This window comes from Jeotgalibaca sp. A122 (assembly GCF_052266715.1).
Lineage (GTDB): Bacteria > Bacillota > Bacilli > Lactobacillales > Aerococcaceae > Jeotgalibaca.
In genome coordinates this window covers 1-13,034 of record NZ_JBQPRB010000011.1, presented here as the reverse complement: position 1 = coordinate 13,034, position 13,034 = coordinate 1, and the positions used below count along the sequence as shown (strand labels likewise).

The following is a 13,034-nucleotide window of genomic DNA, read 5'->3' as shown; positions in this document are numbered from 1 at the left end:
AATTAAAAATCAAACAGTGATAATTGGTTTTCGTCTGGTAAACCGGTTAAGACGCCATTCTCATCCATGTAATCAATAATTGTTTTGGATACTTTACCTCTGGTCGCCAAATCTTCTTTCGATAAGAAGGGTTGCTCTTCACGCGCTTGAACAATTTGTTTAGCCACGTTCTCACCCAATCCGTTAATGGCACGAAACGGTGCAATCAAGCTGTCCCCTTCAATCAAGAAATTCTTTGCGTCCGACTTTTCAATATCAACCATTTTAAAAGTAAAGCCACGTTCAACCATTTCATTGGCGATTTCCAAAACTGTCAAGAGACTCTTTTCCTTGACCGAAGCATCCAAACCTTTGTCCATGATTTCTTTCATTTTAACTTTGATAGTTTCTTTCCCTTGGGACATTGCTACCAAATCGAAGTCGTAAGCCCGGACTGAGAAATAAGCCGCATAATAGAGAATCGGATCATGCACCTTGAAATACGCTACCCGCAGCGCCATCAAAACATAAGCAGCCGCATGGGCTTTAGGAAACATGTACTTTATCTTCAGACATGATTCAATATACCATTCCGGTATTTCTTTCGCACGCATTTCCGCTTGCCATTCGTTTGGAATCCCCTTGCCTTTACGAACACTTTCCATGATTTTAAAGGCTAAACCATCTTCTAATCCGTGATAAATCAAGTAAACCATGATGTCGTCCCGACAACCGATAACATTAGCCAACGGAATGTTATTTTCCCGGATCAGTACTTCCGCATTACCTAAATAAACGTCCGTACCATGGGACAAACCAGAAATTTGGAGTAACTCTGCAAAAGTAGATGGTTTCGTTTGCTCTAACATCCCTCGAACGAAACGTGTTCCAAATTCCGGAACTCCCAACGTACCCGTGTTACTGAATATTTGTTCTGGGGTTACTCCCAATACATCCGTACCGCTGAATATTTTCATGACTTCAGGATCGTTTGGTGGTATGGTCTGTGGATCTATTCCTGATAAATCTTGAAGCATACGAATCATGGTCGGATCATCATGGCCCAGTATATCGAGTTTTAATACGTTATCATGAATCGAATGGAAATCAAAGTGAGTCGTTTTCCATTCCGACTTTTGGTCATCTGCTGGAAATTGAATGGGTGTGAAATCATATACGTCCATATAGTCGGGTATAACAATAATCCCGCCAGGATGTTGCCCAGTCGTACGTTTTACGCCGGTAAATCCTTTGGCCAATCGATCGATTTCTGCTGAGGAGTAGTGCTTACCATGGTCCCGCTCATAGCCTTTAACATAACCATATGCAGTTTTGTCAGCTACGGTTCCGATAGTTCCTGCCCGATACACATAGTCCTCGCCAAAAAGTAATTTTGTGTAAGCATGGGCTTTGGCTTGATACTCACCAGAGAAGTTTAAATCGATATCAGGAACCTTGTCTCCATAAAAACCTAAAAACGTCTCAAACGGAATATCATGGCCATCGCGATCCATATAGGTGCCACATTCAGGACAGGGTTTTTCTTCAAGGTCATACCCAGAACCAATTGAACCATCTTGGATAAAATGATTGTAATGGCAATTGGGGCAACGATAGTGCGGCGGTAGTGGATTAACTTCCGTAATTCCGGTCATCGTAGCGACGAAACTCGATCCTACAGACCCCCGTGATCCTACCAAGTAGCCATCCTGATTACTCTTGAGAACGAGTTTTTGGGAAATCAGATAAATTACGGCAAAACCGTTACCGATAATACTCTTAAGTTCTTTCTCAAGTCGTTTTTCAACGATTTCCGGCAGTTTTTCGCCATACAGCCGTTTCGCTTCATCGTAGGAGAGTTTTCTGATCTCATCATTGGCACCTTCGATATTGGGGGTGTATAGTTCACTTTTAATAGGTGTTACTTCTTCAATTGCATCTGCCAATTTATTGGTATTGGTCACAACTATTTCCTTGGCGACATCCGCTCCAAGAAAATTGAAATCATTTAACATTTCATCAGTGGTTCTGAAATGCGCTTCAGGTAAATTCAAGGTTTTCCCTTGATTAATTTTCAAGGAACCTAAAAGAATCTCGCGATAAATGGCATCTTCCCGGTTTAAGTAATGAACATTTCCAGTTGCAACAACCGGTTTGTTCAATTCTTTACCAATAGCCACGAGTTCGCTGATAATTTCTTCCAAGTCAGATTCATTTTTGACTAATTCTCTTTCGATTAACGGTTTATAAACTCCTTTTGGCATCACTTCGATGTAATCATAAAATTTTGCTTTTTCAAGTGCTTCGTCTTTCCCTTTTTGCATCATGGCTTCGAAAATTTCACCATTGCTACAAGCAGAACCAACCAACAAGTTTTCCCGATGATCTATCAATAAACTTCGTGGAATACGTGCCGTGCGGTAGAAGTATTGAACACTTGAAGCGCTGATTAACTTAAAGAGTTCTTTTAACCCTGCCTGATTTTTAGCTAAAATGGTGGCATGGAACGGACGGGCTTGTTTATAAGAATCTCCTCTTCCCACTCCAATGTTCAACTCATCATGATAGGTGATATTATGGTCGTCTTTCGCTTCTTTTAGGAATATCCAGCACAGATGGCCGGTTGTCTCCGCATCAAATACCGCCCGGTGATGCTGCTCCAGATTGACATTGTATTTCTTGGCCAATGTGTTCAAACGATGAGATTTCAATTGGGGGTGCAAGAAACGAGATAATTCTAACGTATCAATTACAGGGTTGGTCGCTTCAGGAAAACCTGATCGTTCGTAGCCTTTATTTAAAAAGCCCATATCAAAAGATGCGTTATGGGCGACCAACACTGCATCACCACAGAATTCCCGGAATTTTGGTATGACTTCTGCTTCAGATGGAGCATCTCGGAGCATACTGTCGGTAATACCGGTCAGGTTAATAATAAGTTGTGATAGAGGAACGCCTGGATTTACAAACGCTTCAAAAGTGTCAATGACATTTCCTTTGTACATCTTTACAGCTGCCAACTCGATAATGGAATCATAAACAGCAGATAAGCCGGTGGTCTCAACGTCATAAACGACGTAAGTATCTTCTGATAATTCACGGTGGGCTGGATTATACGCTACCGGAACACCATCATCCACAATATTTGCTTCAATCCCATAGAGAATCTTCACGCCATGTTTTTTCCCTGCCGCATGGGCATCTGGATATGCCTGAGCACCAGCGTGGTCGGTTATGGCGATTGCTTTATGTCCCCATTTACCTGCTTGAGCAACCAAATCACTGATTGAATTAGTGGCGTCCATCTGGCTCATGTTGGAATGTAAATGTAATTCAACCCTTTTTTCTTCTTCTGGGGCACGGTCTGTACGTTCTGGAACTTTAACCTCGTTCACATCACGGGCGTTAATAACCAAGTCACGCATGAAGGTGTCTTCCTGGACGTTCCCACGTACTTTAACCCACTTGCCTTTTTTTATTTTTTCAAAGGTCATCTCGTCTTGTTCATTGTTGGAAAACATTTTGATACTGAAGGAAGAAGAATAGTCTGTAACTTTGAAGACCAATAATTTTCTTCCTGATCGCAATTCTCGGATTTCACTATCGAAAATATTACCTTGCACTACAACAGAGCGTTCTTCTTCCGTTATGGTAATCATCTGGCGGATTTCTTCTTTATCAGGGATGCGATTTCCCAGTTGAATCGGGCCACTCTCTCCGCCATTTTCATTACGCTTATTTTGAACTGCTTCTTGATTAGCTAAATTTTGTTCCGCTTGACGAATCAGTAACTCTTCTTGCTCTTGCTTGCGTTCCATATATTGTTGATGCATCATTTCTGAGGCTTCTTTATTTATATCAACTTGAATACGGAATTCTGGAAAACCTAAAACATTGAAGTTTTGTTGGATAATTCCTAAATAGTTATCTTTCAAATGGTTTTGCGTAATTTCATTTGCGAGCGTCAATGTCACACTGTTATTTGCTATTTTAGGCGCATTTTTACGCAGTATATCGCTAACGACTGGTGAAGAAATATTACTTCTCTCCACTGCAATTTGCCAATAATCAGCAATTTTTTCATCTGTAAGAAGTGGCTGACGTGTTTTAATGCGCACGTCGACCGTTGCTACATGTTTAAATGCTGTTTTTAAACGGTTCAATAAATCCTGGAAAATTTCGAAAGGCAAAATATCATTGAATTCCAAAATAAAAATCCAATGTTTTTCTTTTTTATAAACCAAAACTTGTTCAACCGCAGCATCAACCAAATATGGTTGGTATTCCGGAACATGATGAAGGTTGATTTGTTCGATTAACGTTTGAAACAGTTCTTTTTTATTCACACTCACTAACCTACTTTCCTATCAAAAACCAAGAGAAATCCAAAGAAATCGAATCGAAATCTTTGAATTTCTCTGTTATTTATTATCCAAAAAAGAAGCGCTGGATATCATTCCAAGTAATTAATACCATCAACATAAGAAGCAAGATGACTCCCACAAAAGTAATAATTCCTTCTTTTTCTGGTTCTAATGGTTTTCCTCGTACGCCTTCTATCACATTAAGAAGAAGTTTACCTCCATCCAAAGCTGGGATTGGGAGTAGATTGACGGTACCCAAATTCACACTTAAATAGCCTAGAAAGCTGACAATACTCAAAAATCCGTAACTCGCAACTTCTTCAGTAGCCGCATAGATTGCCAACGGACCACCAAAAGCATTGATATTAAATCCTTTCGTAAACATTGAAGCCACTAAGCCAAAGATAGATGTGATAATCGTCCAGGTTTGAACAAAACCGGATACTATTTTGGCTTGAAAAGAAGTATCAAATGCTTGATAAACGCCTAACTGGCCGTACTCGGTTCCATCTTCAGCCGTTTGTTTTTCAGGAACAACAGTCACCGTTTCGACTGCTCCCCCTTCCACGGGTTGAACAAGCAATTCCACTTCTTCTTCAGGATTAGCTTGAATATTTTGAACGAGCTGGATCCATGTTGAAATCTCTTCTCCATTTACTGACTCAATGCGGTCACCCCGAGCCAAACCTGCAGTAGCAGCGGGACTGTCGGCTTCAATTTCACCCAAGATGCTGTCGTTAACTGCTACCCCACCCTGGGCAAAAGCAAGGATGGTATACACAATAATCCCTAAAATAAAATTGTTCATGGGACCTGCAAAGTTTGTCATCATCCTCTTGCCAAGTGGCGCCGATTGGAATTGTACATCCAATGGGGCAACCTGCACTTGGGTACCATCTGCCTCTGTAATGAGTGCATCACGGTTGACGGTATAACGAACGAGCCCGTCCTTGCCGGGAACATTTCCTTCAAGATACATTGTTTCGTCAAGGTCATAACCGATAAGTTCCATCGGCACGCCCTCCAATTGTTCTTTATCACTTAAGTCAATATGAGTGATTCTCTCATTTTGATCGAGCAGAATTTTGACAAGCATCCCGGCTCTTAACTCAGTCTCATCATCACCGTATCCGGCCATTCGCACATATCCACCCAATGGTAATAAGCGTACAGTATATGTGGTGCCATTTTTCCGATGTGAAAAGATTTTTGGACCCATTCCAATTGCGAATTCGCGTACTAAAATCCCGGCTTTTTTTGCAAAGTAGAAATGTCCAAATTCATGGATAATCACCAAGATACTAAATATAATCAAGAATATCAGAATTGTTTGTAACAAAAAAAGCACATCCTATCTATCTAAGCTCAGTGAACGAAATGCAGAATAATCTGGAACAGTGGCATTACAAACAATGTACTGTCAAATCGGTCTAAAATTCCGCCATGTCCTGGTAATATTTTACCGGAGTCTTTGACACCGAAATACCGTTTATAAGCTGATTCAGTTAAGTCGCCTAATTGTCCTACAATTGATAAAAGGACAGCAATCAAGATAACAATAGGGACTGAAAAATTTAATGGATTATAAAATTGAATGAAAATTAATGAAACAAGAACGGCAGTAACAACACCACCTATTGCTCCTTCAATGGATTTGTTGGGACTGATAATAGGTGCTAACTTATTTTTTCCGAAACGCATGCCTATCAAATAAGCACCAATATCTGTTGCCCAAATAATGGACATCACGAACATCACCATCAGAAATCCAATCTTAGCCGTTTCATAAAAATAATGGAATCCCGTTCCAATATACAATGATGATAACAAGAATACCCCGGCATCATCAAATGTAAAAGTATTGTTTGATAAAACAGTCATGACCAACAAAGACATGGCATAAACAAAATATACATGCCAAATACCGAGACCATCCAACATAAACGTTAAATATTCTGTCGGTAGCATAATCAAAATAGTAATGAAGGTCGTAAATAATCCTATCAAACTGAAAAATGGAATTTTTTTCATTGAAAATATTTCAGACAGCCCTATAATACCCAAAATCAGGGTACCGATCAGAAGCGGCCACGAACCATACCAAACAATAGGTATAAAAATTACAAAAGCCATTAATGCAGTAATAACTCTAGTTTTCATATTCCACCTCACAATCCGCCATAACGGCGATGGCGATGTTGATAATCTGCTATAGCTTTTTCTAGGGATTCAGCAGTAAAATCGGGCCAAAATTCTTCCGTAAAGTACAATTCACTATAAGCAATCTGCCAAAGAAGAAAGTTACTGATTCGCACTTCACCACTTGTTCTAATCATGAGTTCGGGATCACGATTTTCCCCAAGCTGCCCCGTAAACAATTCATTAGAGATGTAATCTTCAGTAATATCATCCAAGTCTATTTCCTTTGATGATACTTTTTCAGCTGCTTTCTTTACCACTTGTGTAATTTCTTGACGAGAGCCGTAATTTAAAGCGAAGTTTAAGATCATACCGGTGTTGTCTTTAGTCTGATCAACGGCCTGCATGACCTTTTCTTTAGTACTTGCCGGTAGTTGTTCCCCCCACCCAATTGCATTCACCCGAATATTATTTTCAATTAATTCCGGCATAAAAACATCGAAGAAGTCAATTGGCAAGTTCATCAGGAAGGATACTTCTTCCTCGGGACGTTTCCAATTTTCGGTCGAAAAAGCATATAGTGTCAAAACCTTAACGCCAAGTTTATCCGCATGTAGGGCAATTTTTTTTACAGTATTCATTCCCTCTTTGTGCCCAAATACTCGCGGCATCATACGTTTTTTTGCCCATCTGCCATTGCCATCCATGATGATAGCTATATGGGAAGGAATTAACCCTTCTTTATCAAACGGGTAGGTTTTCTTTTTTTCAAAAAAAGCCATATCTCTGTACCTACTTTCAACTAGTTAACTCATTTCATTTTAGCAAACAATCACCTGTTTACCAACCAAGAATATATTATTTGTTCCTTAAATTGTGTCACTAAGAAAAGGTTTTTGGTTGTTTGGAGTTGGTGAAGGAACTACCTTCGGGATTTCCGATAAAAATACCTATCAACACCATAAATGATAAATCCAAAGAAAAAAGCCTGGTTTTAGACCAGGCTTTAGGCTCGAGGTTATTTATCTAACAATTCTTTTTCCTTGTTAGCTGCAATTTCGTCAATACGTTTCGTACTTGCATCCGTCAATTCTTGAACCTTTTTCTCATGAGTGTGTAGCTCATCCTCAGTAATATCGCCACTTTTTTCAGCTTTTTTCAAAGCGTCAATAGCATCACGACGAATATTACGCACAGCAATTTTAGCATTCTCGCTATTTTTCCCTACGAGCTTAGCTAGTTCTTTTCTTCTTTCTTCAGTCAATGCAGGAATAACCAAACGAATCAATGTGCCATCATTCGTTGGGCTGATTCCCAAATCGCTTTGGTAAATTGCACGTTCGATATCAGATAAAACTGATTTATCGTATGGTGTGATGGTTAACATTCTGGCTTCCGGAACATTCACGGATGCAAGTTGATTAACTGGTGTTGGAGCACCATAATATTCAACTTCAATCCGATCCAAAAGGCTAGCATTAGCAACGCCGGCACGAATTGAACCCAGTTCACGTTCTAGTGATGCTTCTGCTTTTTTCATCCGATCAGATGCATTATTTAAAATATCTTTCATGACTATTTATTCCCCCTAACAGTTGTGCCAATCTCTTCGCCCATTATAACACGAAGAATATTGCCTGGTACATTCATATTAAAGACAACTAAAGGAATATCATTATCCATGCTCAATGAACTTGCAGTTGAATCCATTACTTGTAAACCTTTTGAAATAACATCCAAATGAGTTAACTCAGTAAATTTGACTGCATTCTCATCTTTTCTTGGATCAGCTGAATAAACGCCATCCACGTTATTTTTGGCCATCAAGATGACATCAGCGTCAATTTCTGCTGCACGTAAAGCAGCTGTAGTATCTGTTGAAAAATATGGATTGCCCGTTCCACCTGCAAAAATAACAACTCTACCTTTTTCCAAATGGCGCATTGCTTTTCTACGGATATATGGTTCTGCTACTTGACGCATTTCAATTGAAGTTTGTACACGTGTAGGAACACCTTCATTTTCAAGTACATCTTGTAGTGCCAACGAGTTCATTACCGTCGCCAACATCCCCATATAATCAGCTTGTGCGCGTTCCATACCCATTTCAGCACCTGTAGTGCCACGCCAGATATTTCCACCACCGACGATAATTGCGATTTCGATACCAAGTTTATGAATTTCCTTGATTTCTTTAACCATCTCTTTGATAACCGGTGGATTGATTCCGAAACCTAACTCACCGGCCAAGGCTTCACCGCTTAACTTTAAAATGACGCGTTTATATTTTGGTTGACCCATGATAATTCTATCCTCCATTGATAAGTTCAGAAATCTTTTTCCAACTATATATTGAGAGAGCCTGAGACATTTGCCCCAGGCTACTCATAAAGACCATTATTTTTTAATTTGGCTCATTACTTCTTCTGCAAAGTTTTCTTGACGTTTCTCTAGACCTTCGCCTACTTCGAAACGAATGAATGACAATACAGAACCATTTTTAGATTCAACAAATTTTGCTACAGTAGCATCTGGATCTTTAACAAATGGTTGGTCGTTTAATGAAATTTCAGCCAAGAATTTGTTCAAACGTCCAACAATCATTTTTTCAACGATGTTAGCTGGTTTGCCTTCATTCAAAGCTTGTTCTGTAAGAACTTTCTTTTCATGCTCGATTTCTTCTGCAGGAACTTGATCACGAGATACATATTTAGGGTTGATAGCAGCTACGTGCATCGCAACATCTTTAGCTGTTTCTTCGTCTGCACCTTCAACTACTGTCAATACAGAAATACGTCCACCTTGGTGTAGGTAAGCGCCAAATGCTTGAGAATCAGTTTTTTCAACGATTTCAAAACGACGTAGAGAGATTTTTTCTCCGATTTTTGTTGTCGCTGTTTGGATTGTTTCATTCAATGTGCCTTCTTCAGTAGGTAGAGCTAAAGCTGCTTCTACATCAGCCGGTTTGTTAGCTGCCAACAATTCAGTTACAGATTTAACCAAACCTTGGAATTGGTCGTTTTTAGCTACGAAGTCTGTTTCAGCATTGATTTCAACAATAACAGCTGTGTTACCGTTAACTGCAACGTTTGTCAAACCTTCAGCCGCAATGCGGTCCGCTTTTTTAGCAGCTTTTGCCAATCCGTTTTCACGCAGGTAATCTACTGCTGCTTCCATGTCGCCTTCAACAGCAACTAGAGCTCTTTTAGCGTCCATCATACCAACGCCAGTCATATCACGTAATTCTTTAACTAATTTTGCAGATATTTGTGCCATTTTATAAGTTCCTCCTGTTATATGTGTTTTCATATAAAAAGCTGTCCCAAAAATAGAGAGATGCTGGCTTTTGCTGCAATATCTTTCTTATTTATGAGACAGCCATTTGGTTTCATCTTGTTAAATCGTTAAAAGGCTTAAGCGTTAGCGTTGTCGCCTTCAACAACTTCTACGATTTCTTCTAATGAAGTTGCTTCATCAGCTTTAGAAGCAAATGCTTCTTCTACTTCTTGGTCTGCACCTTGATTACCTTCGATGAAAGCATCAGCCATCTTAGCAGTAATTAATTTAACTGCACGAATTGCATCGTCGTTAGATGGGATAACAACATCAATTTCATCTGGATCACAGTTTGTATCAACCATAGCAACAATAGGAATGTTCAATTTATGAGCTTCTTGAACAGCAATTCTTTCTTTTCTTGGGTCAACGATGAACATTACATCTGGGATTCTTGGCATATCTTTAATACCACCCAAGAATTTTTCTAGACGTTCTTGTTCTTTAACCAAGATACCTACTTCTTTTTTAGGAAGTACGTCGAAAGTTCCGTCTTCAGCCATTTTTTCAATAGCTTTCAAACGTTTGATACGTTTTTGGATTGTATCCCAGTTAGTCAAAGTTCCACCTAACCAACGGTGGTTAACGAAGTATTGACCAGAACGGATAGCTTCGTCTTTAATTGAATCTTGCGCTTGTTTTTTAGTACCTACGAAAAGAGCAACGCCGCCGTCTTCAGCAACATTACGCATATAATTGTAAGCATTGTCTACCAATTTCACTGTCTTTTGTAAGTCAATGATGTAGATTCCGTTTCTTTCTGTAAAGATATATTGTTTCATTTTTGGGTTCCAACGACGTGTCTGGTGACCGAAGTGAACACCTGCTTCAAGCAATTGTTTCATTGAGATAACTGCCATGATTTGTTTCCTCCATTTTGGTTTTTATTTTTCCTCCCCTAGTATCTCCTAAAAAAGTGACTCCCGTGAGAAGCACCCACTCTCATATCAACTAAGGTGTGAAATTTAGTGCTTAAGCACCGTAATCAATTATACAAGGTCCATAAAAAAATGCAAGCAATATCTTAGCGAAAATATTATTTTTTTATGATGAATATTCGGGTGTTAATTCCCTTGTCGAAAAAGCACCATTATTCTGTCTTGAAATACACAGTTAAATAGCGCATACTAGAAACAATTCATTAATTTTGGAGGTATTCCCTGATGTTTTATAACACTGTCATTCATATCGTTAAATTTATACTTTTAATATTAAATGGTCGGATCCATGTTCAAAATAACGAAAATTTACCTAGCGACCGCACTTATGTTTTAGCAGCACCCCACCGCAGTTGGTTGGATCCAGTATTTATTGCCATTGCCGCCTTTCCTCATAAATATACGACGATGGCCAAAAAAGAGCTATTCAAAAATAAGTTTGCCGATAAATTTTTGAGGAAAATGCATGCTTTTCCAGTTGACCGGGAAAATCCTGGTCCAAGCGCTATAAAGCATCCAGTATCAGTCCTGAAAGAAGGAAAATTAAACTTTTTTATTTTCTCTACAGGCACACGCTATGATTCTGAAGTTAAAGGTGGTACAGCAACCATTGCCCGTTTGGCCAAAGTTCCGATAGTGCCAGTTGTTTACCAAGGACCATTTACATTCGGGCAACTTATCTCCCGCCAAAAGGCATATGTCCGTTTTGCTGAACCGATTCACATTCCGGAAGGCAGGCTTTCAAAAGAGCAAATGGCTGAAATAGATAATCAGCTAGAAAAAGCATTTGAAACCCTGGACAAGAAAATCAATCCACAATTTAAGCACGAATATAAAAAGAAGTGATGGGTTCCATCACTTCTTTTTTGAAATTATTTTTTATTCTTTTTGTTTGTTGATTTAGATTGTGCTTTCATTGATGCCATGATTTGCTTAACTTTACGTTCTGATGGTTTTTGGCCCATTTGCATCATCATGCCACGTAGCATATCTTCAGAAATTGGTGGGTTTTCTTGGAAATAATTCATCATATAACGACGTGCCAAGAAAAATCCGCCAACTGCGCCTAGAAGGATTCCTATTATAACAATAAATATCCAAGCTCCAGTAGTCATTTAATCTCCTCCTTCTTTAAGAAACTGTTCATTATATTATATTACAAGATTTCAGATAAAAAAGAAATAGAAACTGTGTTTTTATATATCTGAACGACTCACGTCTAACGTCACGAGGGTGCGAATTGTTTATTCAAACAGAGACCGAACGTTTGTTTGATTTAGTTTTTTCGCTATGGTACAATAAACCTAATAAAAAATAACGGAGATGATGTGATTATGGCTGGAAGCAAGGATACTCGCCAAATGCAAGTTTTAAATTATATATATTCGCAAGTCCAGGAGAAAGGCTATCCACCTACTGTAAGAGAAATTGGAAATGCAGTTGATTTATCATCAACTTCTACTGTACATGGTCATCTGTCACGTCTGGAAAAAGCGGGATTAATATTTAGGGATCCGACAAAACCAAGAGCGATTGAAGTAACTGACCTCGGTCTAAGTAAATTAGGTATAAAAAGTGATCAAATGCCTTTACTTGGCGTTGTAACTGCCGGAGAACCCATTTTAGCAGTTGAAGAAGCAACTGACTTCTTCCCTATCCCTCCAGATTTCAAAAATATCTCCGATGATTTATTCATGTTGACCATCAGAGGGGATAGCATGATTAAGGTCGGTATCCTGAATAACGATTCAGTTATTGTCAAGAAACAAAATGGCGCTGTGAATGGCGAAATAGTTATAGCTATCACTGATGAGGACGAAGCAACATGCAAACGTTTCTTCAAGGAAAAAGACCATATCCGCCTACAACCGGAAAATGATTCGATGGCACCCATCATTTTAGATGATGTCCGTATCTTGGGTAAGGTCGTGGGTCTCTACCGTAGCCATATTAATTAATTTTTAAAAAAAAGCCAAAGTTGACATTTTCAGTCACTTTGGCTTTTTTCGGTTCTATGTCAAATCGTGTTGGTGGACCCTATAAAAGTCAAAGCGAGAATTAATTTTTCGCTTTGGCTTTTTCTTTTTCTCCTTGTCGATACACTTCATCTTTATGCCGTAGCGCCTTCGGTTCAAAACGACTGGCTGTTAGGCGGTAGCTGATGAGAATGCGCGCACGCAGGTGACTATAATTTCGGTAACCAAACCCAGAACGTTTAATGTTCTTGATTTTATTATTAACGCCTTCAATTGCTCCATTAGAGAGGGTATATAAACAG

Annotated in this window: 12 protein-coding genes; 2 read left to right on the top strand and 10 right to left on the bottom strand. The window is 39.1% G+C overall.

Annotated features, from left to right (window positions below):
* Positions 1 to 2: 2 nt before the first annotated feature.
* The 8 genes from ACTU7M_RS10215 to rpsB form a co-directional block, all read right to left on the bottom strand.
* Positions 3 to 4,325 carry a PolC-type DNA polymerase III gene (locus ACTU7M_RS10215; protein ID WP_443474291.1) on the bottom strand — a complete coding sequence of 1,441 codons (4,323 nt, stop codon included), beginning with the start codon at positions 4,323 to 4,325 and terminating at the stop codon, positions 3 to 5.
* Between the two features lie 82 nt (positions 4,326 to 4,407).
* Complete coding sequence (gene rseP / locus ACTU7M_RS10210) at positions 4,408 to 5,682, bottom strand: RIP metalloprotease RseP (protein WP_443474290.1); 1,275 nt, start codon at positions 5,680 to 5,682, stop codon at positions 4,408 to 4,410.
* Between the two features lie 26 nt (positions 5,683 to 5,708).
* Positions 5,709 to 6,503 carry a phosphatidate cytidylyltransferase gene (locus ACTU7M_RS10205; protein WP_443474289.1) on the bottom strand — a complete coding sequence of 265 codons (795 nt, stop codon included), beginning with the start codon at positions 6,501 to 6,503 and terminating at the stop codon, positions 5,709 to 5,711.
* A gap of 8 nt (positions 6,504 to 6,511) precedes the next feature.
* Complete coding sequence (locus tag ACTU7M_RS10200) at positions 6,512 to 7,264, bottom strand: isoprenyl transferase (protein ID WP_443474288.1); 753 nt, start codon at positions 7,262 to 7,264, stop codon at positions 6,512 to 6,514.
* Between the two features lie 236 nt (positions 7,265 to 7,500).
* Positions 7,501 to 8,055: a ribosome recycling factor gene (gene frr, locus ACTU7M_RS10195; RefSeq protein WP_443474287.1), complete on the bottom strand. Its 555-nt coding sequence runs from the start codon at positions 8,053 to 8,055 to the stop codon at positions 7,501 to 7,503.
* A 2-nt stretch (positions 8,056 to 8,057) separates the two neighbouring features.
* Positions 8,058 to 8,783: a UMP kinase gene (pyrH, locus tag ACTU7M_RS10190; protein ID WP_443474286.1), complete on the bottom strand. Its 726-nt coding sequence runs from the start codon at positions 8,781 to 8,783 to the stop codon at positions 8,058 to 8,060.
* A gap of 96 nt (positions 8,784 to 8,879) precedes the next feature.
* Entirely contained in the window at positions 8,880 to 9,758 is an 879-nt protein-coding gene (gene tsf / locus ACTU7M_RS10185; protein ID WP_443474285.1) for a translation elongation factor Ts, read from the bottom strand.
* A gap of 137 nt (positions 9,759 to 9,895) precedes the next feature.
* Positions 9,896 to 10,678: a 30S ribosomal protein S2 gene (gene rpsB / locus ACTU7M_RS10180; RefSeq protein WP_443474284.1), complete on the bottom strand. Its 783-nt coding sequence runs from the start codon at positions 10,676 to 10,678 to the stop codon at positions 9,896 to 9,898.
* Between the two features lie 303 nt (positions 10,679 to 10,981).
* On the opposite strand from rpsB, the gene ACTU7M_RS10175 reads away from it, so the two are divergent.
* Positions 10,982 to 11,602: a lysophospholipid acyltransferase family protein gene (locus ACTU7M_RS10175; RefSeq protein ID WP_443474283.1), complete on the top strand. Its 621-nt coding sequence runs from the start codon at positions 10,982 to 10,984 to the stop codon at positions 11,600 to 11,602.
* Positions 11,603 to 11,628: 26 nt separating this feature from the next.
* Here the strand turns inward: ACTU7M_RS10175 and ACTU7M_RS10170 are convergent, their stop codons facing one another.
* Entirely contained in the window at positions 11,629 to 11,871 is a 243-nt protein-coding gene (locus tag ACTU7M_RS10170; protein ID WP_443474282.1) for a YneF family protein, read from the bottom strand.
* A 219-nt stretch (positions 11,872 to 12,090) separates the two neighbouring features.
* Between ACTU7M_RS10170 and lexA the strand changes: the two genes are divergently transcribed.
* The gene (lexA, locus tag ACTU7M_RS10165) at positions 12,091 to 12,714 is read left to right on the top strand and encodes a transcriptional repressor LexA (RefSeq protein WP_443474281.1); all 624 of its coding nucleotides are present in this window, start codon (positions 12,091 to 12,093) and stop codon (positions 12,712 to 12,714) included.
* Positions 12,715 to 12,814: 100 nt separating this feature from the next.
* On the opposite strand, the gene ACTU7M_RS10160 is transcribed toward lexA, so the two are convergent.
* Positions 12,815 to 13,034, bottom strand: a 220-nt coding sequence (locus ACTU7M_RS10160; protein ID WP_443474280.1) for a transposase, incomplete at its 5' end; no start/stop codon positions are given.

What these genes read in the sequence shown, in the direction of transcription:
- ACTU7M_RS10205 (WP_443474289.1), bottom strand. Translation starts at nt 6,503, where the DNA reads ATGAAAACTAGAGTTATTACTGCATTAATGGCTTTTGTAATTTTTATA.
- rpsB (WP_443474284.1), bottom strand. Translation starts at nt 10,678, where the DNA reads ATGGCAGTTATCTCAATGAAACAATTGCTTGAAGCAGGTGTTCACTTC.
- ACTU7M_RS10175 (WP_443474283.1), top strand. Translation starts at nt 10,982, where the DNA reads ATGTTTTATAACACTGTCATTCATATCGTTAAATTTATACTTTTAATA.
- ACTU7M_RS10170 (WP_443474282.1), bottom strand. Translation starts at nt 11,871, where the DNA reads ATGACTACTGGAGCTTGGATATTTATTGTTATAATAGGAATCCTTCTA.
- lexA (WP_443474281.1), top strand. Translation starts at nt 12,091, where the DNA reads ATGGCTGGAAGCAAGGATACTCGCCAAATGCAAGTTTTAAATTATATA.
- frr (WP_443474287.1), bottom strand. Translation starts at nt 8,055, where the DNA reads ATGAAAGATATTTTAAATAATGCATCTGATCGGATGAAAAAAGCAGAA.
- ACTU7M_RS10200 (WP_443474288.1), bottom strand. Translation starts at nt 7,264, where the DNA reads ATGGCTTTTTTTGAAAAAAAGAAAACCTACCCGTTTGATAAAGAAGGG.
- pyrH (WP_443474286.1), bottom strand. Translation starts at nt 8,783, where the DNA reads ATGGGTCAACCAAAATATAAACGCGTCATTTTAAAGTTAAGCGGTGAA.
- tsf (WP_443474285.1), bottom strand. Translation starts at nt 9,758, where the DNA reads ATGGCACAAATATCTGCAAAATTAGTTAAAGAATTACGTGATATGACT.